The following is a 26,157-nucleotide window of genomic DNA, read 5'->3' as shown; positions in this document are numbered from 1 at the left end:
CTAAACGGAATTGTCTAAATAGGTCTTGCCACTATACTGAAATGCATGAACCTCATTGAGCCGAGTTGGGACTTCTACCGCACCTTTCTCATGGTGTTGCGCGAGCGCTCGCTATCGGCCGCGGCGCGCCAGCTCGGCCTGACCCAGCCGACCGTTGGCCGGCACATAGATGCCTTGGAGACGTCCGTGGGGTTTCCGCTCTTCACGCGTTCGCCGCACGGATTGATGCCGACCGACGCCGCGCTGGAGTTGCGGCCCTATGCCGAGACCCTGGCAGCGACAGCTGCAGCCCTGTTGCGTGCCGCATCAGGACAACACGGTGCGATCGGCGGAACGGTCCGTATCAGCGCCAGTGAGGTCATCGGCGTTGAAGTCCTGCCCCCGATCCTCGCCGAATTGCACAGGGACTACCCGGACCTCTCCGTCGAACTTTCCGCATCGGATGTCGTCGAAGACTTGCTTCGCCAGGAGGCGGACATCGCTGTGCGGATGGTCGCGCCGGCCCAGGAGGCATTGGTTGCGCGCCATATCGGTGCGGTTCCGCTCGGCTTCCATGCGCATCGCTCCTATCTGGAGCGCCGTGGGATACCGCAGACGCTTGAGGATCTCTCGCGCCACAGCGTGATTGGCTATGACCGGGAAACGCCGGCGATCCGCTCGATCAAAGGAAGAGCACCGGACTTGCCGATCGGGCGCTTCGCTTTCAAATCCGATAGCAACCTTGCTCAACTCGCGGCGATCCGCGCCGGTTTCGGCATCGGCATTTGCCAAAACACGCTTGCCGCCCGCGACCCGGATCTCATGCACGTGCTGGCGGATGCCTTTGAACTGAAGCTCGAGACCTGGCTCGTAATGCACGAAAATCTCCGTGCGACGCCACGTTGCCGCGTGGTTTTCGATGCCCTTGCCCGCGGGCTTCTCGACTACCTGCGCCAATAAATCGATTCCCAAAAAAAGAGACCCGCCGCTGGAAAGCGGCGGGCCTGAACTTATTCCTGTGCTTCGATCACTCCTCCGGTGTCGACGTGGTGTCCGGCGGCAGCTCCGGTTCGGCCATGACGCCTTCGGCACCTACGGCTTCGATCTCCTCGTCGCCATCCGGCTCACTGATCCGCTCGACCGAAACGACCTTCTCGTCCTTGGCGGTGGAGAAAATGGTCACGCCCTTGGTGGCGCGGCTCGCCAGGCGAATGCCTTCCACCGGAACCCGGATGAGCTGACCTCCATCGGAAACGAGCATGATCTGGTCGTTGTGCTCGATCGGGAAGGCGGCGACGAGTTCGCCGATTTCCGCCGTCTTCGAGGTATCGGTGGCGCGAATGCCCTTGCCGCCGCGGCCTGAAGTGCGGAAGTCGTAGGACGAGGAACGCTTGCCGAAGCCTTTCACCGAGACCGTCAGGATGAATTGCTCGCGCGCCTTCAGTTCCTCGTAGCGCTCATTGGTGAGTTCGCCGCCATTGGTGACCTCCTCGCCGACAAGCACGATTTCCTCTTCTTCACCGGTCAAGGCGCGACGCTCCGCGGCCGACCGCTTCAGATAAGCGGCACGCTCCCAAGGCTCGGCTTCGACGTGAGCGACGATGGCCATCGAGATGATCCGGTCGCCGTCACCGAGCGAAATGCCGCGAACGCCGATCGAGTTGCGGCCCGCAAAGACGCGGACATCGGCAACCGGGAAGCGGATGCACTGGCCGAGTGCCGTCGTGAGCACCACGTCGTCGAACTCGGTGCAGGTGTCGACCGAGAGGATTTCGTCGCCCTCCTCTTCGAGCTTCATCGCGATCTTGCCGTTGCGGTTGACCTGGACGAAGTCTGAGAGCTTGTTGCGACGGACCGTGCCGCGGGTCGTCGAGAACATGACGTCGAGGTTTTCCCAGGTCGTCTCGTCCTCGGGCAGCGGCATGATCGTGGTGATGCGCTCGCCGGGTTCCAGCGGCAGCATGTTGATCAGCGCCTTTCCGCGCGACTGCGGCGTGCCGATCGGAAGGCGCCAGACCTTCTCCTTGTAGACGATACCGCGGGAGGAGAAAAACAGAACCGGCGTGTGCGTATTGGCGACGAACAGCCTGGTAACGAAATCCTCGTCGCGCGTGGCCATGCCCGAGCGGCCCTTGCCGCCGCGGCGCTGCGCCCGATAGGTCGTCAGCGGCACACGTTTGATGTAGCCGAGATGAGACACGGTCACCACCATGTCCTCCTGCGCGATCAGGTCCTCGTCGTCCATGTCCGGACCGCCGTCGGCAATCTCGGTTCGGCGCGGCGTGCCGAACTCGTCGCGGACTGCGGCAAGTTCGTTCTTGACGATCTGCATGATACGGAGACGGGACGACAGGATGTCGAGGTAATCCTTGATCTCCTCGCCGATCTTGTTGAGCTCGTCGCCGATCTCGTCGCGGCCGAGCGCAGTCAGACGCTGCAGGCGCAGGTCGAGGATCGCGCGAGCCTGTTCTTCGGACAGGTTATACGTAGCGTCGTCATTGATCCGGTGGCGCGGGTCGTCGATCAGCCGAATGAGCGCATCGACGTCGTGCGCCGGCCAGCGGCGTTCCATCAGCTGTTCGCGCGCGGTCTGCGGATCCGGCGCCTGGCGAATGAGCTTGATCACCTCGTCGATATTCGCGACCGCGATCGCGAGACCGACCAGCACATGCGCCCGCTCGCGCGCCTTGCGCAGCAGGTATTTCGTGCGCCGGCTGACGACATCCTCGCGGAAGGAGACGAAGGCGCGCAGCATATCGAGCAGCGTCATCTGCTCCGGCTTGCCGCCGTTCAGCGCCACCATGTTGCAGCCGAAAGAGGTCTGCAACGGCGTGTAGCGGTAAAGCTGGTTGAGAATGACCTCGGCGTTGGCGTCGCGCTTCAGTTCGATGACGACGCGATAGCCCTGGCGGTCGGATTCGTCGCGAAGATCGGAAATGCCCTCGATCCGCTTCTCGCGGACGAGTTCGGCCATCTTCTCGATCATCGTCGCCTTGTTCACCTGATAGGGGATCTCGGTGATGATGATCTGCTCGCGATCGCCGCGCATCGGCTCGATATGGGCACGCCCGCGCATGATGACGGAGCCGCGGCCGGTCTCGTAGGCCTGACGGATTCCCGAACGGCCGAGGATCAGCGCCCCGGTCGGGAAATCCGGCCCCGGAATGATCTGCATCAGCTCCGGCAGTTCGATCGCGGGATTGTCGATCAGGGCGATACAGCCGTCGATCACCTCTACGAGGTTATGAGGTGGGATATTGGTCGCCATGCCGACTGCGATGCCGCCGGCGCCGTTGACGAGCAGGTTCGGGAACTTTGCCGGGACGACGACGGGCTCGTGCAGGGTGCCGTCGTAGTTGTCGCGGAAATCGACCGTGTCCTTGTCGAGATCGTCCAGCAGCGAATGCGCCGCCTTCTGAAGCCGGCACTCGGTATAACGCTCTGCCGCCGGCGGATCGCCGTCGACGGAGCCGAAGTTGCCCTGGCCGTCGATCAGCGGCAGCCGCAGAGACCAATCCTGCGCCATGCGTGCGAGCGCATCGTAAATCGCCATGTTGCCGTGCGGATGGTATTTACCCATCACGTCACCGGTGACGCGGGCGCATTTTACGTATTTCTTGTTCCAGTCGATGCCGAGCTCGCTCATCCCGTAGAGGATGCGGCGATGAACGGGTTTGAGACCGTCGCGCACGTCGGGAAGCGCGCGCGACACGATCACGCTCATGGCGTAATCGAGATACGACCGCTGCATTTCCTCTATGATGGAAATCGGCTCGATGCCTGGCGGATTCTTTCCGCCGCCGGGGGTGCTTTGCTCAGTCAATGGCGATCACGATCTTTGTTCAGAATCAATCGGTTTTTTATAGCCGAATGCGGCTTGGAGCGCCAATTTTCGGCCGGTGTTTTGAACAGTCTTTTGCCGCAGGAACAGGCTTTTCTAGGGCAAGGAAAGGAGCTCGCAAGGAAAGCTGCGCGCCTCGGGGATGGCGCTGGTTTAAGCCATTGCGTTGCACTTGGCTACCCGCTCTTTCCAAGCTCGCGTCGCTTGCCTAACAATGCGGGCCGCACCACCGGGAATAGCCGGGGTGGAAATCCGGAAGGGGATACGGATGCTCGATGTCGATCTCTTGATCAACGCGCTGACGACGCTGCTCGTCACGCTTGATCCGCCCGGCCTTGCGCCGATCTTCCTGAGCCTGACCGTCGGCTTGAGCCGGCAGCAGCGCTTCCAGGTCGCGACCCGCGGCTCGCTCATCGCTTTTTTCATCCTCGCCGCCTTTGCGCTTTTTGGCGACGGCATCCTCGGTCTGCTCGGCATCTCGATCGGCGCCTTCCGGATCGCCGGCGGCATGCTGCTCTTCTGGATCGCTTTCGAGATGATTTTCGAGAAACGCCAGGAGCGAAAGGAGAAGGCCGGGGAAACGGCGATCACGAAGGACCACCTTCACAATATCGCGGTCTTCCCTCTCGCACTGCCCCTGATCGCCGGACCGGGAGCGATCTCGGCAACCATCCTTCTCGGCAGCTCCTTTCCCTCGGCATTGGATCGGGTGCAGCTCATCGTCGTCATCGCCGCATCGATGGCCATACTGTTCCTGGCGCTGGTGATCGCCGAGCGCATCGACCGGTTCCTTGGCGTAACCGGCCGGGCGATCCTTACCCGCCTCCTCGGCGTCATCCTTGCCGCACTCGCCGTTCAATTCGTCGTGGACGGCGTGCGCTCGGCGTTTCAGGTCTGAAGGCATAACGAGAACGGCCCGCGACGAAGCGGGCCGGATGGGTCTCGGACTGGCTGGAGCAGTCGATCAGAACGGAATGTCGTCGTCGAGATCGCGCGAGAAGTTGCCGCCCTGGTTCGGCTGGTTGGATTGACCGCCGGACCGGGCGCCGCCCGAGGAGGACCGCGACTGATCGTATTCCTCGTAGCCGCCACCGCCGTAGTCGCTGCCGCCGCGACCTGCGCCGCCGCCCTCGCCTCCGCGACCGTCGAGCATCGTCAGGGTCGAGTTGAAGCCCTGAAGGACGACCTCGGTCGAATAGCGGTCATTGCCGGTCTGATCCTGCCACTTGCGCGTCTGCAGCTGGCCTTCGATGTAGAGCTTGGCGCCTTTCTTCACATATTGTTCGACGACCTTGCAGAGGCCTTCGTTGAAGACGACGACCGTGTGCCACTCCGTCTTCTCGCGGCGCTCGCCCGAATTGCGGTCGCGCCAGGTCTCGGAGGTGGCAATTCTGAGGTTGGCGATCGGCCGGCCGTCCTGCGTGCGCCGGATTTCCGGGTCGGCCCCGACGTTTCCGATCAAGATCACCTTGTTGACGCTACCAGCCATATCGCTTTTCCCGTTTCTGCCGCCGGACCGCTCGGCCGGCTCTCCAATGTCTCATGTGCGAACACCTTAGCGGCCCGCCGCCGCCGATACGCCCCGTATCGCGCATAATCCACAGTTGATTTGGCGTGGATATGGCAGAGTTTGTTCTTTTTTTGTTCTAGTATTCCTCTATGATCCTGTCAACCGAATCGCAATTGCACCGCCTCTTTTGCCGATTGCGCCTCGACATGGGCGCGGCCGTCATTACATAGGGGGCTTTCAACCGACATACAAAGCTGGCCTTCCGATGAGCGAACTCAAGACCATCTCCATTCGCGGCGCTCGCGAGCACAATCTCAAGGGCATCGACCTTGATCTGCCGCGCAACAAGCTGATCGTGATGACCGGCCTTTCGGGCTCCGGGAAATCCTCGCTTGCCTTCGACACGATCTACGCCGAGGGCCAGCGGCGCTATGTCGAGAGCCTCTCGGCCTATGCGCGCCAGTTCCTCGAAATGATGCAGAAGCCCGACGTCGATCAGATCGACGGGCTCTCGCCGGCGATCTCGATCGAGCAGAAGACCACGTCGCGCAACCCGCGCTCGACTGTCGGAACCGTTACCGAGATCTACGACTATCTGCGCCTGCTCTTCGCGCGCGTCGGCGTGCCCTATTCTCCCGCCACGGGCCTGCCGATCGAAAGCCAGACCGTCAGCCAGATGGTCGACCGGGTGCTGGAGTTCGGCGAGGGAACGCGCCTCTATATGCTGGCCCCGCTCGTGCGCGGGCGCAAGGGCGAGTACAGAAAAGAACTCGCCGAGCTGATGAAGAAGGGCTTCCAGCGCGTAAAGGTAGACGGGCAATTTTACGAGATTGCCGACGTGCCGGCGCTCGACAAGAAATACAAGCACGACATCGACGTGGTCGTCGACCGTGTCGTGGTGCGGCCCGATATCGGAACCCGTCTCGCCGACAGTATCGAAACCTGCCTTACGCTCGCCGACGGCTTGGCGATCGCCGAATTCGCCGACCGCCCCCTGCCTCCGGAAGAGACCTCCGCCGGCGGCTCGGCCAACAAGTCGCTGAACGAAACCCATGAGCGGGTGCTGTTTTCCGAGAAGTTCGCCTGTCCCGTCTCGGGTTTCACCATTCCCGAGATCGAGCCGCGGCTTTTCTCCTTCAACAATCCCTTCGGAGCCTGCACGACCTGCGACGGGCTGGGCAGCCAGCAGAAGATCGACGAGGCGCTGATCGTTCCGGAGCCGAACCGCACCCTCAGGGACGGCGCCATCGCACCTTGGGCGAAATCCACGTCGCCCTACTACAACCAGACGCTCGAGGCCCTCGGCACGGTTTTCGGCTTCAAGCTCGGCAGTCGCTGGAGCGAGCTTTCCGAGGAAGCACAGGACGCGATTCTCCACGGCACGAAGGACAAGATCACCTTCCACTATCAGGACGGCGCCCGATCCTACAACACGACGAAAACGTTCGAGGGCATCGTGCCGAATCTCGAACGCCGCTGGAAAGAGACCGACAGCGCCTGGGCGCGCGAGGAGATCGAGCGCTATATGTCGGCAGCGCCCTGCCCCGCCTGTGCCGGTTACCGGCTGAAGCCGGAAGCGCTTGCCGTCAAGATCCACGCGCTGCATATCGGCGAGGTTTCCGATATGTCTATTCGCGCCGCACGCGACTGGTTCGAGGTCTTGCCCGAGCATCTCAGCACGAAGCAGAACGAGATCGCCGTGCGCATCCTCAAGGAGATCCGCGAGCGCCTGCGCTTCCTGAACGACGTCGGCCTCGAATATCTGAGCCTTTCGCGCAATTCCGGGACGCTTTCGGGCGGAGAAAGCCAGCGCATCCGGCTCGCGTCGCAGATCGGCTCAGGGTTGACGGGCGTTCTCTATGTTCTCGACGAGCCCTCGATCGGCCTTCACCAGCGCGACAATGCCCGCCTTCTGGATACGCTGAGGCATCTGCGCGACATCGGCAACACGGTCATTGTCGTGGAGCATGACGAGGATGCGATCCTGACGGCCGATTACGTCGTCGACATCGGCCCGGCGGCCGGCATTCACGGTGGCGAGGTCATTGCGGAAGGGACCCCTTCCGATATCATGTCCAATCCGAAATCGCTGACCGGGAAATATCTCTCCGGCGAGCTTTCCGTTGCCGTGCCCGGCGAACGGCGCAAACCGAAGAAGAAGAAGGAAGTCACCGTCGTCGGCGCGCGCGCCAACAATCTGAAGAACGTGACCGCATCGATCCCGCTCGGTGTCTTCACCGCCGTCACCGGGGTATCGGGCGGGGGCAAGTCCACTTTCCTGATCGAGACGCTCTACAAGGCTGCCGCCCGCCGCGTCATGGGCGCGCGCGAAAATCCGGCCGAACACGACCGGATCGACGGCTTCGAGCATATCGACAAGGTGATCGACATCGATCAGTCGCCGATCGGCCGCACGCCGCGCTCCAACCCGGCGACCTATACAGGAGCCTTCACGCCCATTCGCGACTGGTTCGCCGGGCTGCCGGAAGCAAAGGCGCGCGGCTACCAGCCGGGCCGCTTCTCCTTCAACGTCAAGGGCGGCCGCTGCGAGGCCTGTCAGGGGGACGGCGTCATCAAGATCGAGATGCACTTCCTGCCGGATGTCTACGTCACCTGCGACGTCTGTCACGGCAAGCGCTACAATCGCGAGACCCTGGACGTTCACTTCAAGGGCAAGTCGATCGCCGATGTGCTCGACATGACGGTGGAGGAAGGCGTCGAGTTCTTCGCGGCCGTTCCGGCGGTGCGCGACAAGCTGGTGACACTGAACCAGGTGGGCCTCGGCTATATCAAGATCGGCCAGCAGGCGAACACGCTTTCGGGCGGCGAAGCCCAGCGCGTCAAGCTCGCCAAGGAGCTGTCGAAACGCTCAACCGGGCGCACGCTCTATATTCTCGACGAGCCGACAACAGGCTTGCATTTCCACGACGTAGCCAAGCTTCTTGAAGTTCTGCATGAGCTGGTCAATCAGGGTAACTCCGTGGTGGTCATCGAGCACAATCTCGAAGTCATCAAGACGGCCGACTGGATCATCGACTTCGGCCCGGAAGGCGGCGACGGCGGCGGCGAGGTCATTGCGCAGGGGACGCCGGAAGAGGTCGTGAAGGAGCCGCGCTCCTATACCGGCCAGTTCCTGAAGGAGCTTCTGGAGCGCCGGCCAGTAAAGAAGGTAGTTGCGGCGGAGTGATGTGGCCGGGCCGGACGCCTCGTGAAATCGGGTGGCGTCTCTGATTCGCCCCGGCTACAGCGGTTTTGCGCGTCTGAGCGAGCATCGAGGAGGAAGAGGATGGCAAATTCGGGACAGATCCGTATCGGCATCGGCGGATGGAACTTCGAACCATGGGAAGGCACCTTCTATCCGGACGATCTTCCGAAGAAGCGGCAACTCGAATTCGCAGGCAAGGAATTGCGGACGATCGAGGTCAACGGCACCTATTACAGCTCACAGAAGCCGGCGACTTTTGCCAAGTGGGCGTCGGAGGTTCCCGACGGCTTCATTTTTTCGCTGAAGGCGAGCCGCTTCGTGACCAATCGCAGGGTCCTGTCCGAAGCCGGTGAATCCATGGAGCGGTTCCTGACCCAAGGACTGACGGAACTCGGCGACCGCCTCGGTCCCATTCTCTGGCAGTTTGCGCCGACCAAGAAATTCGACGCGGAGGATTTCGAGGGATTCTTGAAGCTCCTGCCGGATAAGCAGGACGGCCTGAAGCTCCGCCACGTGGTCGAGGTCCGCAACCCCGGCTTCCAGGTTCCGGACTTCGTCAAGCTCATTGAAAAATACAAGGTGGCCGTCGTTCTTGCCGAGCATGCGGACTACCCGATGATCGCCGATGTCACGAGTGATTTCGTCTATGCACGGCTGCAGAAGGGCAGCGACGAGGTGAAGACCTGCTATCCGCCGAAGGATCTCGATCGCTGGGCCGAGCGGCTGAAGACCTTTGCCGCCGGCGGTGAGCCGGACGACCTGGAGAAAGCTGCGTCGGAACGCAAGCCCGAGACGGCGCCTCGCGACGTCTTTGCCTTCTTCATCTCCTCAGGCAAGGTCAACGCGCCGAATGGCGCCAGGGAACTGCAGAAACGCGTGGGCTAGGCGTGGCCATCGCCGAGGTCTTCTTGTTGAGCCCCTCTGGCAGGCCAGGGGGCAGCAAGATCACTGCATCCGAATCACCGAAACGGGCCGCTTCACACACCCACCTGATTCGCAATCGCGAGTAGCGCTGGGCCACGTCTTTTACCCGCTTTTTCATCCATAAAAATTTGAATTTCGGCCTGCCGCTAGCTCATCTTCGCAGGCAAGCGGTGGAAGTCCCTGTTTTTCAACGGATTGATCGATGTCCCCGTTTTCCACAGTCGACCCACACAAGATATAGCGCCCAAACTTCCGTCACAAACCACCCCTTGACGCCCCGAGGCGATTCACGGTTAATGGATTTCACGTTGCGACGGCGGCGGACCGGGAAGTTCAGAGGCCGGTTCACACCCCCAAATCGTCGGTTCCGACATGCGGCCCGGGCGAATGAGCCCGAGCGGCTGCAGTGGCGGAATTTTGCGCGAAATTTGGGTCGCCAAAGCGGCATTTCGAGCTGGCGTAAAGAGCCTGTTAATACTATATTTAGTGTTTGCAGCCAGCATCATCACAAGATACAGGGTTACCCAGGAGCTGGGTTTCCTCACATCGACAGAAATTTTCAGGCTGGCTGCGAGATCCATCGCGGCCGGGCGAGGTTAACTGCGCTTTAGCGCATGGCAACAAAGGACGGGACAATGAAGATCGAGCGTCGTTTCACGAAGGCAGGGCAATCCGCCTATGCCGAGATTGAGTTCCGCAAGGCGACGAGTGAGATCAAGAACCCGGACGGGTCCGTGGTCTTCCGCCTTGCGGATATCGACGTGCCGGCGCAGTTCTCGCAGGTCGCCGCCGATATTCTCGCCCAGAAATATTTCCGCAAGGCCGGCGTGCCGGCAAAACTGAAGCGCGTCGAGGAAAACGACGTGCCGTCCTTCCTCTGGCGCTCGGTTCCGGACGCCGACGCGCTGAAGGCGCTGCCGAAGGAAGAGCAGTACGGTTCCGAAACCGATGCCCGCCAGGTTTTCGATCGTCTGGCCGGCACCTGGGCCTATTGGGGCTGGAAGGGCGGCTATTTCGACACGGAAGAGGACGCCAGCGCCTTCCGTGACGAGCTCGCCTACATGCTCGCCACCCAGCGCGTTGCTCCGAACTCGCCGCAATGGTTCAACACCGGCCTCCACTGGGCCTATGGCATCGACGGCCCCGGCCAGGGCCACTTCTACGTCGATCCCTTCACCGGCAAGCTGACGAAGTCCAAGTCTGCCTACGAACACCCGCAGCCGCACGCCTGCTTCATTCAGTCGGTCGCGGACGACCTCGTCAACGAGGGCGGCATCATGGATCTCTGGGTGCGCGAGGCGCGCCTCTTCAAATACGGCTCCGGTACCGGCTCGAACTTCTCGCATCTGCGCGCCGAAGGCGAAAGGCTCTCGGGCGGCGGCAAGTCCTCGGGCCTCATGAGCTTCCTGAAGATCGGCGACCGCGCCGCGGGCGCCATCAAGTCGGGCGGCACGACGCGCCGCGCCGCCAAGATGGTCGTCGTCGATATCGACCATCCCGACATCGAGGAATATATCAACTGGAAGGTCAAGGAAGAGCAGAAGGTCGCCGCCCTCGTCACCGGCTCGAAGATCGTCGCCAAGCACCTGAAGGCGATCATGAAGGCCTGCATCAATTGCGACGGCAGCGACGATGCCTGCTTCGATCCCAAGCAGAACCCGGCGCTGAAGCGCGAGATCCGCGCCGCCAAGCAGGCGCTGGTTCCGGAAAACTATGTCAAACGCGTCATTCAGTTCGCGCGTCAGGGTTATAAGGACATCCAGTTCAAGACCTATGACACGGATTGGGATTCGGAGGCCTATCTCACGGTTTCCGGCCAGAATTCCAACAACTCGGTCTCGATCAAGGACGACTTCCTGCGCGCCGTGGAGGCGGATGGCGATTGGCACCTGACCGCCCGCAAGGACGGCCGCGTCATGAAGACCCTGAAGGCGCGCGATCTCTGGGAGTCGATCTCCCACGCCGCCTGGGCCTCGGCCGATCCGGGCCTGCACTTCAACACGACGATGAACGACTGGCACACCTGCCCGGCTGCAGGCCCGATCCGCGCATCGAACCCGTGCTCGGAATACATGTTCCTCGACGACACGGCTTGCAATCTCGCCTCGCTCAACCTGATGCAGTTCAAGGATGCCGCGACCAAGCGGATCAATATCGGCGACTACGAGCATGCCGTCCGTCTTTGGACGGTCGTTCTCGAAGTCTCGGTGATGATGGCGCAGTTCCCGTCCCGCGAGATCGCAGAGCTCTCCTACGAATACCGCACGCTCGGCCTCGGCTATGCGAATATCGGCGGCTTGCTGATGTCGTCAGGCATTCCCTATGACTCCCCCGAGGGCCGCGCCATCGCTGGCGCGCTGACCGCGATCATGACCGGCGTCGCCTATGCCACCTCGGCCGAGATCTCCGCAAAGCTCGGCCCCTTCCCCGGCTTTGCGCCCAACCGCGACAACATGCTGCGCGTCATGCGCAATCACCGCCGCGCGGCTCACGGCGAGACCGCCGGTTATGAGGGCCTGTCCGTCAACCCGGTCGCGCTCGTCCACGGCGATTGCCCGGACCAGGACCTGATCGCCCATGCCAAGAGCGCCTGGGACAAGGCGGTCGAGCTCGGCGAGAAGCACGGCTACCGCAACGCTCAGGCCACCGTGATCGCGCCGACCGGTACGATCGGGCTCGTAATGGATTGCGACACGACCGGCATCGAGCCCGATTTCGCCCTGGTGAAATTCAAGAAGCTCGCCGGCGGCGGCTACTTCAAGATCATCAACCGTGCTGTTCCCGAGGCGTTGCGCACGCTCGGCTACTCGGAAAGCCAGATCGCCGAGATGGAGGCTTATGCCGTCGGCCACGGCAACCTCAACCAGGCGCCCGCCATCAACCCGACGACATTGAAGGCCAAGGGCTTCACCGACGAGAAGGTCGAAGCCGTCAATGCGGCGCTTAAAGCTGCTTTCGACATCAAGTTCGTCTTCAACCAGTGGACGCTCGGCGCCGACTTCCTCAAGGCGACGCTGAAGGTCAGCGACGAGCAGCTTGCCTCAATGGACTTCAACCTGCTCGAGCATCTGGGCTTCTCCAGAAAGGACATCGAAGCCGCCAACATCCATGTCTGCGGGGCGATGACGCTCGAAGGAGCACCGTTCCTGAAAGCAGAGCACCTGCCGGTCTTCGATTGCGCCAATCCCTGCGGCAAGATCGGCAAGCGCTACCTCTCGGTCGAAAGCCATATCCGCATGATGGCGGCCGCCCAGCCCTTCATTTCGGGTGCAATCTCCAAGACGATCAACATGCCGAACGAGGCGACCGTCGAGGATTGCAAGAACGCCTACATGCTCTCCTGGAAGCTCGCGCTGAAGGCGAATGCGCTCTACCGCGACGGTTCCAAGCTCTCGCAGCCGCTGAACGCCTCGCTGATCGAGGATGAGGAAGACGAGGACGCGATCGAAGAGCTGATGCAGGCGCCGGCAGCCGCCCAGGCGGTCGCCGTCACCGAGAAGATCATCGAGCGCGTCATCGAGAAGGTAGTGCGCGCCCGCGAGAAACTGCCGAACCGTCGCCAGGGCTATACCCAGAAGGCGATCGTCGGCGGCCACAAGGTGTATCTGCGCACCGGCGAATTCGGTGATGGACGTCTCGGCGAAATCTTCATCGACATGCACAAGGAAGGTGCGGCCTTCCGGGCGATGATGAACAACTTCGCCATCGCCATTTCGCTCGGCCTGCAATATGGCGTGCCGCTCGAAGAATATGTGGAGGCCTTCACCTTCACCAAGTTCGAGCCGGCCGGCATGGTCCAGGGCAACGACGCGATCAAGAACGCGACGTCGATCCTCGACTATGTCTTCCGTGAGCTTGCCGTTTCCTATCTCGGCCGCCACGACCTTGCTCATGTCGACACCTCCGACTTCAGCAACACCGCGCTCGGCCGCGGCATTCAGGAAGGAAAGACCAACCTCGTCTCCACCGGCTGGACCCGCGGCTACAAGCCGTCCATCGTCGGCGGCACGGGCGAGCGCTCCGAACCGAAGGGGGCTTCGACGACCACTCCGGCCCGCGCCTCGGCCGGCGCTTCCGTCACCTCGATCTCCGGCAATGCCGTGCGCAAGCTGGAGCCGGCAATCGCCGCCGCCACCTCCGAAGTCGTCGCCTTCAAGCGCGATTACGAGGAACGGGCCGTCGAACTCGCCGAGGAGATTGCCGAAGAAGCGGAACAGGAGGTGACTGCCCTCTTCTCCGACAAGGCCGCGGCAGAGGCCGCTGCGGCAAAGTCCGAGGCAAAGAAGGTCGAAGCCGAACGCCGCGCCCGCTCGATCATGCAGGGCTATACCGGCAACATGTGCTCCGAGTGCCAGAACTTCACGATGGTGCGAAACGGCACGTGCGAGAAGTGCGACACATGCGGCGCCACGAGCGGGTGCAGCTGAGACAGGCGCCGGAAGTTGTAATCAGCCATTGGTTACGACGCACTCCCACTGAAATGACGCAGTAATAGATATGGCCGCCTCCCTGGAAGCGGCCATATCTCTGTTCTGCAGAGGGATTCTCAAAGTGGCAGCGGCTGAGAATAGTCCTAGGCGTCGTTCGAAATATAATCGTTCGGCATTGAGCTGTTCTATCCGCGGGCTTCACGGAAGAGGAAACTCGGACTAGGCCGGCCGCGTCTCCTCCATCGAGCGCCTCACCGACATCCGCGCCCACCACGCAGCCAGATTCTCATGTTCCCGGAGCATCTCCTGCCCCTCCCGCGCCCTTAGGAAATAATCGAATATCGGGGCGGCATAGAGGTCGGCGAGCGACATGGTCTCGCCTGCGAGCCATGGCGACGCCCCCATGAGATCGGACATCGCCTTCAGGCAGGTCCTTGCTTTCGGCAGCGCTGCAGCGAATACCGCTTCGTCGGCAACTGCGCCGCTTGCCGGCTTTGAGACGCGCTCGACGTAGATCCCCCAGACCAAAGCGGGATAGGCGTAGTTGTCCGCGATGCTGACGATCTGGTTGCAGCGGGCGCGTTCCCGTGGATCGAGGGGCTGAAGCTGCCTCCCGTCGAATACCTCGTCGACATAGCGCGCTATCGCGCCGGTCTCATAAAGCCTGAAGCCTGCATGGTCGAAGGCGGGAATGCGGCCGAAGGGATGTCGCTCGAGGTAGTGCGGTGGCGGCCCCTCGGAAGCGAAGATGTCGACGGGAACGAGTTCGTAGCCGATCTCCTTCTCGGCCAGCACCAGCCGCACGATCCGCACGTAGACACTGTAGTCCGCTCCGAACAGGCGCGGTCTTTCCGTCATTGCATTCTCCCCTTGCATGAATATTTCGCCCTAAGATGTAGCCGGCTTTCGCGGCATCGATGCGACGGGACGCGGGCAGCGTTCGTCTCACGAAGGAAAAAGCAAAGGAGTCAATGTGAAAGCGATGGACTGCCGCCTCGGGATACCGCAATTTATGCGCGTCTGACGAAGCAGAATCGGAGAGTTCATGTCCCTCAAATATTTGACCGCCCTATTGGCGCTTGCCGTCCTGTCGGGGTGCACCAGCACCGGCGGAAACAACACGACCTATGCTCAATGGTACGGACCGAATCCGGTTCCCAATTTCAGCGCCGCGAGCCCCGGCGGTGTTCGCGTAGGCTATTAAGCACCTGGACCGGCCAGGAAAGCTCGCGGAATCTCGCAGCCGCCTATGTTTTCAAGGTGTGGATGAACCGGTTCCCCTGACGGAGGCGGCACAGTCGCAGCGCCTCCGTTTTGCCGTTGCGAGCCGCCGCCGCTTGGGTCGCATTGGATTTGGCCGCGCAGAGGTGACGATGATCTCGGAGGCGATCACCTCGGCGGGATTAGACCGTGATAGTAATCCCCGTCACCGCCGACCACCCGGTCCCCGGTGTGCGAGCACGCCGCCAGCGTGGCGAGTGCGAGCAACAACACGATCTTGCGCATAGGCCCCCCATACCTTTCCTAAAAGTTTGACGGCCATTGATATTCTGCCATTCGCGCCGGATCAATTCCAAACCTGTCGATCTGCAACTTCTGCGACCAGTTGCCGGCCGAAGTTGGGACATGCGGTGCGCGGGCGCCTCCCGTGAGGCGCACCGCGACAGCCCTCTTCCTACACGAGTGAAACGAGTTCGTGCGCCGCGTTTCGGGCTTCGCTTCATGCTGTCGTTCTTAAAGCCGCTGTAGGGCTGGGCGACATGCTTCAGAAAGGCGTCGGGGGTACGACGCCGGTATAGTATTGGCCTTCCCCCGCATAATACCGTTCGGCGCTGGGCCTTCCCGTTTGCGAGCACGCGCTGAGAGCAAAGATCGCCAACAACAATACGATCGCGCGCATGGATTTACGTCCTTTCGTGAGTGACCTTCTTCAATATGACTTTTATGAACTAAATTCTTTGCCGGCGCAGAAGCCGCGCCGGTTCTCGGTTACGGCTGCGATTGTACATACCGTTCAACCGACGGTACACAAAATTGCGCAACGTTCAGCCCGCAGCCCTCGAATCGTTACGATTTTCTTAAAATTCGATCACCCGATTTCACCTGCTCGCAATCGCAGTCTGGCACAGGAAAGGATTATCGTGCCCGAGGACTGACAGGATGACCCAGGTCGTTACCATCTCCGCGACGACGGCGGCCTATGCGGCGGACGCATTGAAGCCGCCCACACGCCTGCGTGGCGATGGACCTGTCGACGAGGCAATCACACTGCTTTCCGCGCGCGGCCAAGAGCAGGCGGCGGTCCCGAAGATCAGAAGCGCGCTGCCGCTGCACCTCATGCTGATCTGCGCAGAGCGCCGTCTGCCGCAACAGACACAGGCCGAAACGCTTCGCCGCTATCTCGAAAACGCGGAGGACGAAGACGGCCGCGAAGAAGATCGCCGGCAGGAAGATGGACCTGCCGGCGACGAACCGGAGCAAGTTGCGCTCACCGACATGCTCGACCGGTTCATTCAGGGAACCTGAACCGATCAAGGATCACGCCGGCAGCTATTGATGGCTATGCCCGGAATGAGCGCTGCCCGCCGCCGTGCCGACCGGCAGGACATAGTCGACCTCACCGGCCTTCTCGAAGGTAAGCGTCACCGGCACCATGTCGCCCTCGGCAAAGGGCTTCTTCACCTCCATGAACATGAGATGCAGGCTGCCGTTCTTCAGCTCGACTGCCTGACCGGCGGGAACGGCGATGCCGTCCTCGAGCTTGCGCATTTGCATGACGTCGTTCTCCATCGTCATCTCGTGAAGTTCGACTCGACCCGCGGCCGGGCTCTCGACGGCAAGCAGGCGGTCGTCGGCACTGCCGTCGTTCCTGACCACGAAGCCGCCGCCGCCGACCTTGGCACCGGGCAGCATGGCCTTCACGGCTCCGCCCGAGATCTCGAGGTCGCCGACCTTGACCGCTTCGGCCGCGGACTGATGATGCCCCGCGTGAGCGGAGTGCTCATCGCCGCCCGTCGCCATGGTGACGGTGATCGTGGGCGCCGGATGCTCGAGGGAATGGGCGTCCTGGCCCTCCGCCGCCACCTGATCCCAGACCACCTTGCCGTCGGCGCCGCAAAGCTGCGTCGTCGGAAAGGCGAGCACGGTCTCCTTGTCGAAACCCGCGAGTTTCCCGCGCATGACGAAGGTGTCGTAATGTTCGTCGGGAAGGTTGCCGCCTTTCCAGCGGATTTCCAGCGGACCGGAGGAAACCTTGGTGCCGTGATCGTCATAGGTCTTCCGGTAGTCGCCCTTGATGATCTCCAGCTCCCAGCCGGGCTTCGGCTGGGGCTTGGCAAAGACGAACCCCTCCGGCAACTGCACCCGTACTTCGGTCGTCGCCTTGCCGTCGCAGCCATGCGGCACCTGAAGGGTGGCGTTGACGGTCGTTTCGGCCGGCGCGCTGTCCGTCTCGAATGTCGCATGGGCATGGGCGGGACCGGCCACGGCAACTGTGAGGCCGGTGGCAAGCAAGGAAAGTCTGATCTTGTTCATGTCGTAATCTCCGAACCACGTGCCGGAACGCGGCCTTCGTGGGTCAATGCCGCATAGCGGCGCAAGAAATTCTGGGTTGGATTCGAGGAGATCTACGGTTGGGCCGGCGGACCGCGCGGTGGCGGCAACAGGCGCAGGGGCAGAAGCACCGCCTCGGCGGCGACGATCGGCGTTCCGGCAATCCAGTTGCCGTTTTCGGCCGTCGAGCTTTCATCGGGCGCCGCCGGCAGGAGCACGGAGGCGGCGAGCCGGCACGCTTCGCAAACGGGAGCCGATGACGACGACTTGCCGTGGCCGGTGTCATGATCGACGCCGCCCGTGCCGAAGCAGATATCGGCGAAGGTGCCGTCGGGGAGAAGATATTCGGCGGAGATCGCCGGGCCGATGGCTTTCGCAAGGGCTGGCTTATGAGCGAAGGACAGGAATAGGAGTGCGAAGGCTGCGAGCAGCCGCACCCCAATTCCCCATTTCCGCTCGCGCCCCGTCATGGCCACCTCTCTTCGGTCTTCCCTATCCGCTGCCCAGGAAAATTGCAAAGGCCGATTTTGCCGCACCGGTCGCGGAGGATGAAGCCAGGGCGACAAAAATATGTTTGGTCGCGACATAGGCCCTTGCCAAAATCCGGCCTTCGCCGTTATCTGGATTCGACCTTGTTGGGAGAAACCGGTTCGATCCGGTGCCGAAGGAGCAACCGCCCCGGAAACTCTCAGGCCAAAGGACCAGCAAGGTGCCGGTAGGACTCTGGAGAGAAGCGTTCGCGCTCGCCGAAGGGATAACAATCTCAGGCAAAGGGACAGAGGGGGCTCGAATTTGTCGGCGCATGACGCCGGTATTGTGAGCCGGCGCGAAGACGCGCCAGACCTGGAGGCCGGACTTGGAAGACGTTTCCACCTTGAAACACACGCCGTTGCACGCGCTGCATCTTTCGCTCGGTGCGCGCATGGTGCCCTTCGCCGGTTACGACATGCCGGTCCAATACCCGGAAGGCGTATTGAAGGAGCATCTGCATACCCGCGCCGCCGCCGGCCTTTTCGACGTGTCCCACATGGGGCAGATCGTCGTGCGGCCGAAATCGGGAAAAGTCGAGGAGGCGGCGCTGGCGCTCGAAAAGCTCGTGCCGGCGGATGTGCTCGGACTCCGGGAGGGCCGGCAACGCTACGGCCTCTTCACCAATGCCGCAGGCGGTATTCTCGACGACCTGATGATCGTCAATCGCGGCGATCATCTCTTCCTGGTCGTCAACGCGGCCTGCAAGGATGCCGATCTTGCGCATCTCAGGGACGGTCTCGGCAGCGCCTGCGACGTGACCATGCTGACAGACCGTGCCCTGATCGCCCTTCAGGGGCCCCGGGCCGGAGCGGTTCTGTGCGAGCTGTGGGCGGACGTCGCGTCGATGCGCTTCATGGATGTCGCCGAAGCCGACCTTCACGACGTGAGCTGTATCATCTCCCGCTCCGGCTACACCGGCGAGGATGGCTTCGAGATTTCCATTCCCGCCGACGCGGCTGTGGATGTGACGCAGCGCCTGCTCGAACATCCCGACGTCCTGCCCATCGGGCTCGGCGCACGCGACTCGCTCCGCCTCGAAGCGGGGCTTTGTCTCTATGGCAACGATATCGACACGAATACGAGCCCGATCGAAGCGGGCCTCGAATGGGCAATCCAGAACAGCCGCCGCGCCGGCGGTGAGCGCGCCGGCGGCTTTCCGGGCGCCGGCCGGATACTGGCCGAGCTCACCGACGGAGTTTCCAGGCGGCGTGTCGGCCTGAGGCCCGAAGGCCGGGCGCCCGTGCGCGGCAATGCCAATCTCTTTGCCGATGCGGAGGGCAGGACGGCGGCAGGAACCGTCACCTCCGGCGGCTTCGGACCGAGCGTGGATGGACCGGTCGCCATGGGCTATGTCGCCGCCGAGCACGCCGAAATCGGCACCAGACTGTTCGCAGAGGTGCGCGGCAAATACCTGCCCATCGCCGTCACTGCCCTGCCCTTCATCAAACAAACCTACAAACGCTGATCAGGAGAACCTGCGTATGCTGAAATTCACCGAGGAACACGAATGGCTGAAGATCGAGGGCGACGTCGCGACCGTAGGCATCACGGAGCATGCCGCGGGCCAGCTCGGCGATCTTGTCTTCGTGGAGCTGCCGGAAGCGGGTGCCAGTTTCTCCAAGGGCGACTCGGCCGCGACGGTCGAGTCCGTCAAGGCGGCATCGGACGTCTATTGTCCGCTTGATGGCGAAATCGTCGAGGTCAATCAGGCGATCGTCGACGATCCGTCGCTCGTCAACAGCGATCCGCAAGGCGCGGCCTGGTTCTTCAAACTGAAGCTCGCCGATCCGGACGCTGCCAATGCGCTCCTGGACGAAGCGGCCTACAAGGAGTTCGTCGCCTGATGAGCATGCCCAAGGACTTTACCTTTACCGATTACAAGCCTTACGACTTCGCCAATCGACGTCACATCGGCCCTTCGCCGGCCGAGATGGACGAGATGCTGAAGGTCGTCGGCTATCCCAGTCTCGACGCGCTCATCGACGACACCGTGCCGCCGTCGATCCGCCAGCGGACGCCGCTTGCCTGGGGCGAGCCGATGACGGAGCGCGAGGCACTCGACAAGCTGCGCGAAACCGCGAACCGCAACCGGAAGCTCGTGTCCCTGATCGGTCAGGGCTACTACGGGACCATCACCCCGCCGGTCATCCAGCGCAATATCCTCGAGAACCCGGCCTGGTACACCGCCTATACGCCCTATCAGCCGGAAATCAGTCAGGGGCGGCTGGAAGCCCTGCTCAACTACCAGACCATGGTTTGCGATCTGACCGGGCTGGACGTCGCGAACGCCTCGCTGCTCGACGAGGCGACGGCAGCAGCCGAAGCCATGGCCATTGCGGAGCGCGTTGCAAAGTCCAAGGCGAAGGCGTTTTTCATCGATGAGAACTGCCATCCCCAGACGATTGCGCTCCTGAAGACCCGGGCGGAGCCGCTCGGCTGGCAGATCGTCGTCGGCGATCCCTTCGAGGATCTGGACGCTGCTGGCGTCTTCGGCGCGATCTTCCAGTACCCCGGCACTTACGGCCATGTCCGCGACTTCTCGGGCCTGATCGCCAAGCTCCACGAGCAGGGTGCAATCGCCGCCGTCGCAGCCGATCCGCTGGCGCTGGCGCTTCTGAAGTCTCCGGGGGAAATGGGCGCCGACATCGCGATCGGTTCTACCCAGCGCTTCGGCGTTCCGGTCGGCTACGGTGGTCCGCACGCCGCCTATATGGCGGTCAAGGACGCCTACAAGCGCTCCATGCCCGGCCGCCTCGTTGGCGTGTCGGTCGATGCGCGGGGCAACCGGGCCTACCGGCTGTCGCTCCAGACCCGTGAACAGCATATCCGGCGCGAGAAGGCGACATCGAACATCTGTACCGCGCAGGTACTGCTTGCCGTCATGGCCTCCATGTATGCGGTCTTCCATGGTCCGGACGGATTGAAGGCGATCGCCCAGAGCGTGCACCAGAAGACGGTGCGGCTTGCCATGGGATTGGAAAAGCTCGGCTATACCGTCGAACCGGATGTCTTCTTCGATACGATCACCGTCGAAGTCGGCAAGCTGCAGGGCATCATCCTCAAAGCCGCCGTGGCCGAGGAGGTAAACCTTCGCAAGATCGGAACGACCAGGATCGGCATCAGTCTCGACGAACGTTCGCGGCCGGTCACGCTCGAGGCCGTCTGGCGCGCCTTCGGCGGCGATTTCAAGGTCGAGGAATTCGAACCGGACTACCGCCTGCCGCAGGAACTGCTGCGCACCAGCGCCTATCTCACCCATCCGATCTTTCACATGAACCGCGCCGAGAGCGAGATGACGCGCTACATGCGCCGCCTCGCCGATCGCGATCTGGCGCTCGACCGCGCGATGATCCCCCTCGGCTCCTGCACGATGAAGCTCAACGCGACAGCGGAAATGCTGCCGATCACCTGGCCGGAGTTTTCGGAAATCCATCCCTTCGTGCCGACCGACCAGGCACTCGGCTATCAGCATCTGATCGAAGACCTGTCGCAAAAGCTCTGCGCGATCACCGGTTATGATGCGATCTCGATGCAGCCGAACTCGGGTGCCCAAGGTGAATATGCCGGTCTGCTCGCGATCCGCGCCTATCATATCGCCAACGGCAACGCACATCGCGACGTCTGCCTGATACCGACATCGGCGCACGGCACGAATCCGGCCTCGGCGCAGATGGCCGGCATGAAGGTGGTGGTCGTCAAGGTAAGCGACGCCGGCGAGATCGACATGGACGACTTCCGCGCCAAGGCGGAGCAGTATGCGGACTCCCTCTCCTGCTGCATGATCACCTATCCCTCGACGCACGGCGTGTTCGAGGAGAACGTCCGCGAGGTCTGCGAGGTCGTGCATAAGCACGGCGGCCAGGTCTATCTGGACGGCGCCAACATGAATGCGATGGTTGGCCTTTCCCGCCCCGGCGACATCGGCTCGGATGTCAGTCATTTGAACCTGCACAAGACCTTCTGCATTCCGCATGGCGGCGGCGGCCCCGGCATGGGCCCGATCGGCGTCAAGTCGCATCTCGCCCCCTTCCTTCCGGGACACCCGCAGACCGACGGGCACGAAGGCGCCGTTTCCGCCGCGCCGTTCGGGTCGGCCTCGATCCTGCCGATCTCCTGGAGCTATTGCCTGATGATGGGCGGCGAAGGCCTGACGCAAGCGACCAAGGTTGCAATTCTCAACGCCAATTACGTCGCCGCCCGGCTGAAGGGTGCTTATGACGTGCTCTACAAGTCGGCGAAGGGCCGGGTCGCACATGAATGCATCATCGATACCCGTCCGCTCGCCGAACGCGCCGGCGTCACGGTCGACGACGTCGCCAAGCGCTTGATCGACTGCGGCTTCCATGCGCCGACGATGAGCTGGCCGGTCGCGGGCACATTGATGATCGAACCCACGGAATCGGAAACGAAGGCCGAGCTCGACCGCTTCTGCGACGCCATGCTGGCAATCCGCGAAGAGGCCCGCGCCATCGAGGACGGCCGGATGGACAAGATCAACAATCCGCTGAAGAACGCGCCACATACGGTCGAGGACCTCGTCGGCGACTGGGACCGGCCCTATTCGCGCGAGCAGGCCTGCTTCCCACCGGGCGCCTTCCGCGTGGACAAATACTGGTCGCCGGTCAACCGTGTCGACAATGTCTATGGCGACCGTAATCTCGTCTGCACCTGCCCGCCGATCGAGAGCTACGCGGAAGCGGCGGAATGACGATGTGATCCGATCGGGTGCGGTTCAAGCGCCTGCCTGCCACGTCAAAAGCCCGGCTTGGCCGGGCTTTTTGCTGGTCTAAGCACTTCCAGGAGAAGTGTGCAGCGGTTTTCGGTCGGGAAGGCGCCCGGAGGCGGCCTCTTCCTATCCTTGAGAGATGCGATTACTCGGCGCTCTCGTCCGCAGCCTTCTTCTTGGCCGGGGCCTTCTTCTTCGGCGCGGCGGCTTCTTCGCCCTCGCCGGCTTCGGCCTTGGCGGCTGCCTTCTTCTTGGAGGCCGTCTTCTTGGCCGGCTTTTCGTCGGCTTCGTCGTCAGCCGTCAGCTCTTCCTTCGAGACCTTCTTGTCGGTCACCGAAACCTCGGTGAGCAGGTGGTCGACAACCTTCTCCTCGAAGAGCGGTGCGCGCAACGAGGCGGCAGCACCGGGCGTGTTGCGGAAGTATTCGAGGATTTCCTTTTCCTGTCCGGGGAACTGACGCAGCTGCTCGAACAGCGAACGCTGCATCTCGTCATCGCTGACCTGGACGCCGGCCTTTTCGCCGATTTCGGAGAGAACCAGGCCGAGGCGGACGCGACGCTCGGCGAGCTTGCGATATTCGGCGCGCGCTTCTTCTTCCGTCGTGTCTTCATCGGCGAAGGTCTTGCCGGCCTGCTGCAGGTCGGTGTTGATCTGGCGCCAGATGTTCTCGAACTCGGCATCGACGAGGCGCTCGGGCGTATCGAACTGATAGAGTTCGTCGAGCTGATCGAGAAGCTGGCGCTTGACCTTCTGGCGGGTGATCGAACCGAACTGGCTTTCGATCTGGCCGCGGACGATTTCCTTCAGCTTGTCGACGGATTCGAGGCCGAGCTTCGTTGCCAGCTCGTCGTTGATCTCGATCGGGGCAGCGGCAGCGACATCCTTGACGGTGATGTCGAAGGTTGCTTCCTTGCCGGCAAGGTTGGCTGCCGGATAATCGGCCGGGAACGTGACCGTAATGGTCTTTTCATCGCCGGCCTTTACGCCGACAAGCTGCTCCTCGAAGCCCGGGATGAAGCGGTTGGACCCGAGCACGAGCTCCGCATCTTCGTCCTTGCCGCCGTCAAAGGCTTCGCCGTCGACCTTGCCGAGATAGTCGACCGTGACGCGGTCGCCATTGGCAGCCTTGCCCTTCTTCGATTCGTAAGTGCGGGCGCTCTCGGCGATGCGCTGGATCTGCTCGTTGACTTCATCCTCGCTGACGTCGACGACCTCACGGGTGACCTTGATGCCGCTTGCATCCTTGAGTTCGATCGGCGGAATGATTTCGTAGGCGACCGTGAATTCGAAATCGGCTTGGGCGCTCAGGATCTTGTCGGCTTCTGCCTCGTCCTCGGTCATCGCGATTTCGGGCTGGGTGGCCGACTTTTCGCCGCGGCTCGTGAGGATTTCCGTCGGCTTTTCACGAACGATCTCGTTGACGAGATCGGCCATGATCGACTTGCCGTAAACCTTCTTGAGGTGCGCAACCGGCACCTTGCCGGGACGGAAGCCGTTGATGCGAACACGATCCTTCACTTCGACGAGGCGCTCGTTCATCCGAGCCTGCATTTCGTCGGCCGGGATAACGACCTTGAGTTCGCGCTTCAGCCCTTGAGCGAGCGTTTCGATAACCTGCATGTTAAAACCTTCACTTCACGTTGACAGTGCTCTTCCCTTGAAAGGCTAGGCGAGCACGTGAGCCGATCCATTTGCCGGGAGTGGCTTTACGCAATTCCGACCGCTTTGCAAGCAAAATGGCGCCTTGCCGGCCCTCCCAGCGCCGAATACCGACGCGTGACTGCTATATCGTCCTGGTGCGGGTAGAGAGACTTGAACTCCCACGCCTTGCGGCACCAGAACCTAAATCTGGCGTGTCTACCAATTTCACCATACCCGCGTTCAGACGACCGCACCGCCCAATCGCATTCCTCACAAGATCTCATCAGCGGAATGCCGCGGATATTCTTGGGCCATGCGAAAGGTTCAGGGCTCCCGAGCGCGGCGTCTCTATAACACTCGTTTTCATCGGATCAAAGGGAAAATGCTCGCGCCCGTTGCCCGCTCGCAGCCCCGGCTTCGAACGGGCGGCTCGAGGCTCCTTAGCAAAGCATGCCGGCAGAAACGTGATGCTTCGTTCCACCGCATGACAGCTACTGGATCCTCGCCCTCCATCGGCGGGACGGCGAACGGCAATCCGCGTTGCGCAATCCGCATATCTTCCATGTGGACATTGCACTGCACAAATCGATTTAAGGCCACTATATTCCAGATCAACGAAGCGCCGCGGTGATAGCCGAATGGACGCCGGCGGGCATGATCGCCCGCAGCGGGAAATCCCGCGAAGATCCGAGCCTGAGCTCGACAGAATTCGAAGCAGCGCACTTCTCCTCCCATCGCCGCTTCGATAGGATTGGCAATACTCCTCCTCCCAGTTGCCAATCGCATTTATGACGCCCGCCGGTCCTCCTCCCCCGACGGGCGTCACTCTCCCCTCAGATATTCCGTACGGCACCTCCATCTGCCCATTATTTCGGCATTTTGCGATCGTCCGACGCTTGAGCCATGCACCATTTGCATAGGTGCCATTCCCGGCGGCCCCTAGCAGAATCCGGGGGTTCGGCCTATATTCCAATCATCGATCGGGCAGCGCACTCCTCCTCCCAGCGCGCCCGATACGGATTGGCGACACTCCTCCTCCCGGTTGCCAATCAGATCAAGCAACGCCCGCTGGACCTCCTCCCCCAGCGGGCGTTGTTTATTTCTGCCAACTCCCTTGCTCCGAGCATCGCACTACGCGCCGCGCTCTCTGAGAGACCGCCAAGGTCTTTGGAACGGTCTGGAAATGCGCAAGAGGCCGGCATCGGCAACAAAAGGTTAAACTCCGGTTAATGCCACCGAAAAGCTTTGCACGCCGCGCATGGGTGCGATGCAGCATTAGCTCTGTAATCCCGGCTCAAACCGATTATATTCCGGTTCATAAGATGACGGCCAGCAAGAGAGATAGAGCGCTGGCGAACGACCTAGAAAGGAATAGGATCATGAACCTCGCACGTTCTTTCAATAACTGGCGCAAGTATCGTCAGACCTGCAACGAGCTCGGCCGCATGAGCGACCGTGAGCTGACTGACCTTGGCATCGGCCGCGCAGACATCCCCTACGTTGCCCGTCAGGCAATCAAGTAAGCATCAAGCTTTCGCCAGATAATGGCCGTTCAAACGCCTTCCGGTTCTCCGGCGGGCGTTTTTTTATTCTGTTGAGTCGTTCTGATCTCGTGCAGCAATCCCTGCAAAAGCAACTTAACCGAAACTTAATCGATGGCGCATTTTCGGACCGGCCGAGATGCATGCCCACGAAATGATCGATGCACTGCACAAATGCATAGCAGATGCATCTACTTTGCACTCCATCTTCCAGTTAGACGAGCGTATAAGAACCTCAACGACGCAGACAATCACTGTCGCGAGCGATCTTCTTGA

At 61.8% G+C, this 26,157-nt stretch carries 17 protein-coding genes, 1 tRNA gene and 1 riboswitch; of the genes, 11 read left to right on the top strand and 7 right to left on the bottom strand.

All coding sequences use genetic code 11. The annotated features are described in order from the left end of the window. Nucleotides 1-45 precede the first annotated feature (45 nt). Nucleotides 46-939, top strand: coding sequence for a LysR family transcriptional regulator (locus AC6CIG_RS23280; RefSeq protein WP_437407749.1), 894 nt, complete (start codon nucleotides 46-48; stop codon nucleotides 937-939). A gap of 67 nt (nucleotides 940-1,006) precedes the next feature. Here the strand turns inward: AC6CIG_RS23280 and gyrA are convergent, their stop codons facing one another. Further along, a complete protein-coding gene (gene gyrA / locus AC6CIG_RS23275; RefSeq protein ID WP_100674010.1) occupies nucleotides 1,007-3,802 on the bottom strand; it encodes a DNA gyrase subunit A in 2,796 nt (931 codons plus the stop codon). Nucleotides 3,803-4,088: 286 nt separating this feature from the next. On the opposite strand from gyrA, the gene AC6CIG_RS23270 reads away from it, so the two are divergent. Beyond that, nucleotides 4,089-4,718 carry a MarC family protein gene (locus AC6CIG_RS23270; protein WP_127710946.1) on the top strand — a complete coding sequence of 210 codons (630 nt, stop codon included), beginning with the start codon at nucleotides 4,089-4,091 and terminating at the stop codon, nucleotides 4,716-4,718. Between the two features lie 66 nt (nucleotides 4,719-4,784). On the opposite strand, the gene AC6CIG_RS23265 is transcribed toward AC6CIG_RS23270, so the two are convergent. Continuing rightward, nucleotides 4,785-5,309 (bottom strand): single-stranded DNA-binding protein, encoded by a 525-nt coding sequence (locus AC6CIG_RS23265; protein WP_018097703.1) that lies wholly within the window; start codon nucleotides 5,307-5,309, stop codon nucleotides 4,785-4,787. A 286-nt stretch (nucleotides 5,310-5,595) separates the two neighbouring features. Between AC6CIG_RS23265 and uvrA the strand changes: the two genes are divergently transcribed. From uvrA to AC6CIG_RS23250, 3 genes are all read left to right on the top strand, one after another. Continuing rightward, on the top strand, nucleotides 5,596-8,517 hold the full coding sequence (gene uvrA / locus AC6CIG_RS23260) for an excinuclease ABC subunit UvrA (RefSeq protein WP_127710944.1): 2,922 nt from the start codon (nucleotides 5,596-5,598) through the stop codon (nucleotides 8,515-8,517). Nucleotides 8,518-8,616: 99 nt separating this feature from the next. Further along, nucleotides 8,617-9,420: a DUF72 domain-containing protein gene (locus AC6CIG_RS23255; RefSeq protein WP_437407750.1), complete on the top strand. Its 804-nt coding sequence runs from the start codon at nucleotides 8,617-8,619 to the stop codon at nucleotides 9,418-9,420. Between the two features lie 674 nt (nucleotides 9,421-10,094). Then, a complete protein-coding gene (locus AC6CIG_RS23250; RefSeq protein WP_437407751.1) occupies nucleotides 10,095-13,886 on the top strand; it encodes a vitamin B12-dependent ribonucleotide reductase in 3,792 nt (1,263 codons plus the stop codon). Nucleotides 13,887-14,108: 222 nt separating this feature from the next. On the opposite strand, the gene AC6CIG_RS23245 is transcribed toward AC6CIG_RS23250, so the two are convergent. After that, nucleotides 14,109-14,747, bottom strand: a complete 639-nt coding sequence (locus tag AC6CIG_RS23245) for a glutathione S-transferase family protein (RefSeq protein WP_127712659.1) — start codon at nucleotides 14,745-14,747, stop codon at nucleotides 14,109-14,111. Between the two features lie 187 nt (nucleotides 14,748-14,934). Here AC6CIG_RS23245 and AC6CIG_RS23240 point away from each other — a divergent pair, with 187 nt between their 5' ends. Together AC6CIG_RS23240 and AC6CIG_RS23235 are read left to right on the top strand one after the other, a co-directional pair. Beyond that, on the top strand, nucleotides 14,935-15,093 hold the full coding sequence (locus AC6CIG_RS23240) for a hypothetical protein (protein WP_018097708.1): 159 nt from the start codon (nucleotides 14,935-14,937) through the stop codon (nucleotides 15,091-15,093). A 956-nt stretch (nucleotides 15,094-16,049) separates the two neighbouring features. Then, nucleotides 16,050-16,415 carry a hypothetical protein gene (locus AC6CIG_RS23235; protein WP_127712660.1) on the top strand — a complete coding sequence of 122 codons (366 nt, stop codon included), beginning with the start codon at nucleotides 16,050-16,052 and terminating at the stop codon, nucleotides 16,413-16,415. A 24-nt stretch (nucleotides 16,416-16,439) separates the two neighbouring features. Here the strand turns inward: AC6CIG_RS23235 and AC6CIG_RS23230 are convergent, their stop codons facing one another. Both AC6CIG_RS23230 and AC6CIG_RS23225 read right to left on the bottom strand, forming a co-directional pair. After that, entirely contained in the window at nucleotides 16,440-17,423 is a 984-nt protein-coding gene (locus AC6CIG_RS23230) for a DUF1775 domain-containing protein (protein WP_437407752.1), read from the bottom strand. Between the two features lie 92 nt (nucleotides 17,424-17,515). Further along, nucleotides 17,516-17,911, bottom strand: coding sequence for a hypothetical protein (locus AC6CIG_RS23225; protein ID WP_018097713.1), 396 nt, complete (start codon nucleotides 17,909-17,911; stop codon nucleotides 17,516-17,518). Nucleotides 17,912-18,067: 156 nt separating this feature from the next. Beyond that, a riboswitch (glycine riboswitch) is annotated at nucleotides 18,068-18,155 on the top strand. Between the two features lie 142 nt (nucleotides 18,156-18,297). Between AC6CIG_RS23225 and gcvT the strand changes: the two genes are divergently transcribed. The 3 genes from gcvT to gcvP are packed head-to-tail and all read left to right on the top strand — an operon-like array spanning nucleotide 18,298 to nucleotide 22,680. After that, a complete protein-coding gene (gene gcvT / locus AC6CIG_RS23220) occupies nucleotides 18,298-19,437 on the top strand; it encodes a glycine cleavage system aminomethyltransferase GcvT (RefSeq protein ID WP_437407753.1) in 1,140 nt (379 codons plus the stop codon). A gap of 16 nt (nucleotides 19,438-19,453) precedes the next feature. Then, nucleotides 19,454-19,816 (top strand): glycine cleavage system protein GcvH, encoded by a 363-nt coding sequence (gcvH, locus tag AC6CIG_RS23215; RefSeq protein ID WP_029962390.1) that lies wholly within the window; start codon nucleotides 19,454-19,456, stop codon nucleotides 19,814-19,816. Beyond that, complete coding sequence (gene gcvP, locus AC6CIG_RS23210; RefSeq protein ID WP_127712663.1) at nucleotides 19,816-22,680, top strand: aminomethyl-transferring glycine dehydrogenase; 2,865 nt, start codon at nucleotides 19,816-19,818, stop codon at nucleotides 22,678-22,680. Before gcvH ends, gcvP begins: the two co-directional genes overlap by 1 nt. A gap of 163 nt (nucleotides 22,681-22,843) precedes the next feature. On the opposite strand, the gene tig is transcribed toward gcvP, so the two are convergent. Together tig and AC6CIG_RS23200 are read right to left on the bottom strand one after the other, a co-directional pair. Next, on the bottom strand, nucleotides 22,844-24,319 hold the full coding sequence (tig, locus tag AC6CIG_RS23205) for a trigger factor (RefSeq protein WP_018097716.1): 1,476 nt from the start codon (nucleotides 24,317-24,319) through the stop codon (nucleotides 22,844-22,846). Between the two features lie 174 nt (nucleotides 24,320-24,493). Continuing rightward, nucleotides 24,494-24,578: transfer RNA gene (locus tag AC6CIG_RS23200), tRNA-Leu, on the bottom strand. Between the two features lie 1,141 nt (nucleotides 24,579-25,719). On the opposite strand from AC6CIG_RS23200, the gene AC6CIG_RS23195 reads away from it, so the two are divergent. Further along, nucleotides 25,720-25,863 carry a DUF1127 domain-containing protein gene (locus tag AC6CIG_RS23195; protein ID WP_003529522.1) on the top strand — a complete coding sequence of 48 codons (144 nt, stop codon included), beginning with the start codon at nucleotides 25,720-25,722 and terminating at the stop codon, nucleotides 25,861-25,863. Nucleotides 25,864-26,157 lie beyond the last annotated feature (294 nt).

The organism is Sinorhizobium sp. GQ132 (assembly GCF_059758575.1).
The sequence above is the reverse complement of the archived record's forward strand: the minus strand, read 5'-3'. Positions and strand labels throughout refer to the sequence as shown.

Coding starts and splice junctions, on each gene's coding strand:
- AC6CIG_RS23280 (WP_437407749.1), top strand. CDS start 46: ATGAACCTCATTGAGCCGAGTTGGGACTTCTACCGCACCTTTCTCATG.
- AC6CIG_RS23270 (WP_127710946.1), top strand. CDS start 4,089: ATGCTCGATGTCGATCTCTTGATCAACGCGCTGACGACGCTGCTCGTC.
- AC6CIG_RS23265 (WP_018097703.1), bottom strand. CDS start 5,309: ATGGCTGGTAGCGTCAACAAGGTGATCTTGATCGGAAACGTCGGGGCC.
- uvrA (WP_127710944.1), top strand. CDS start 5,596: ATGAGCGAACTCAAGACCATCTCCATTCGCGGCGCTCGCGAGCACAAT.
- AC6CIG_RS23255 (WP_437407750.1), top strand. CDS start 8,617: ATGGCAAATTCGGGACAGATCCGTATCGGCATCGGCGGATGGAACTTC.
- AC6CIG_RS23250 (WP_437407751.1), top strand. CDS start 10,095: ATGAAGATCGAGCGTCGTTTCACGAAGGCAGGGCAATCCGCCTATGCC.
- AC6CIG_RS23245 (WP_127712659.1), bottom strand. CDS start 14,747: ATGACGGAAAGACCGCGCCTGTTCGGAGCGGACTACAGTGTCTACGTG.
- AC6CIG_RS23240 (WP_018097708.1), top strand. CDS start 14,935: ATGTCCCTCAAATATTTGACCGCCCTATTGGCGCTTGCCGTCCTGTCG.
- AC6CIG_RS23235 (WP_127712660.1), top strand. CDS start 16,050: ATGACCCAGGTCGTTACCATCTCCGCGACGACGGCGGCCTATGCGGCG.
- AC6CIG_RS23230 (WP_437407752.1), bottom strand. CDS start 17,423: ATGAACAAGATCAGACTTTCCTTGCTTGCCACCGGCCTCACAGTTGCC.
- AC6CIG_RS23225 (WP_018097713.1), bottom strand. CDS start 17,911: ATGACGGGGCGCGAGCGGAAATGGGGAATTGGGGTGCGGCTGCTCGCA.
- gcvH (WP_029962390.1), top strand. CDS start 19,454: ATGCTGAAATTCACCGAGGAACACGAATGGCTGAAGATCGAGGGCGAC.
- gcvP (WP_127712663.1), top strand. CDS start 19,816: ATGAGCATGCCCAAGGACTTTACCTTTACCGATTACAAGCCTTACGAC.
- tig (WP_018097716.1), bottom strand. CDS start 24,319: ATGCAGGTTATCGAAACGCTCGCTCAAGGGCTGAAGCGCGAACTCAAG.
- AC6CIG_RS23195 (WP_003529522.1), top strand. CDS start 25,720: ATGAACCTCGCACGTTCTTTCAATAACTGGCGCAAGTATCGTCAGACC.